Origin of the sequence: Cobetia sp. SIMBA_158 (genome assembly GCF_046566945.1) — a bacterium.
Taxonomy (GTDB): domain Bacteria; phylum Pseudomonadota; class Gammaproteobacteria; order Pseudomonadales; family Halomonadaceae; genus Cobetia; species Cobetia amphilecti.
On the sequence record NZ_JAWJYL010000138.1, the window covers coordinates 1 to 341 of the forward strand.

General features: G+C 41.3%; 2 tRNA genes. Both read right to left on the reverse strand.

The window, feature by feature from the left end:
• Window positions 1-70: 70 nt before the first annotated feature.
• A tRNA-Thr gene (locus R2R70_RS19325) sits at window positions 71-146 on the reverse strand.
• A gap of 57 nt (window positions 147-203) precedes the next feature.
• A tRNA-Phe gene (locus R2R70_RS19330) sits at window positions 204-279 on the reverse strand.
• Window positions 280-341: the final 62 nt, after the last annotated feature.

Here is a 341-nt window from a genome sequence, read left to right on the forward strand (position 1 = left end):
GACCACGTTTTCCATCGACGCAGTTCATCCGATCTATTCAGTGTTTTGATAATAGAAATAAGTTAATAAATGGTGCCGACTAACCGAGTCGAACGGTTGACCTACTGATTACAAGTCAGTTGCTCTACCAGCTGAGCTAAGTCGGCACACTAAACTGTGTGCTAAGGCACTTCATCAATCTTAACGAATGATAAACTTATAAATGGTGCCTCGACCCGGAATCGAACCAGGGACACGAGGATTTTCAATCCTCTGCTCTACCAACTGAGCTATCGAGGCACTTAAACAGTGCAAATTAAATGTTGTTAAAACACTTAACTAAAATAAATGGTGCCGACTAA